This window comes from Streptomyces sp. P17 (assembly GCF_032436805.1).
Lineage (GTDB): Bacteria > Actinomycetota > Actinomycetes > Streptomycetales > Streptomycetaceae > Streptomyces.
In genome coordinates, this window is record NZ_JAVRBF010001277.1 from 1 (window position 1) to 248 (window position 248).

The 248-nt window shown below is 72.2% G+C and carries 1 protein-coding gene; it reads left to right on the top strand.

Translation table 11 applies throughout. The annotated features are described in order from the left end of the window. On the top strand, window positions 1-248 hold a 248-nt coding region (locus RMT89_RS44675; RefSeq protein WP_399499097.1), incomplete at both ends, for an MFS transporter.

The window sequence follows — 248 nt, forward strand, 5'->3', positions numbered from 1 at the left end:
CGGTGCTCAGCGCCGAGCTGGGCGCTACGCCGGGGGATCTGGCTTTGTCCTCCGGGCTTTGGTTTCTGGTCTTTGCCGCCTGCCAGATCCCGGTGGGCTGGGCGCTTGACCGGTTCGGCCCGGCCCGCACAGTGGCGGTGCCGCTGGCGCTTGGTGGCGGGATCGGGGCTGCGATAGTTGCGCTGGCGGCTGCGCCCTGGCATCTGCAGGTGGCGATGGCGCTGATCGGGGCGGGCTGTGCGCCGGTG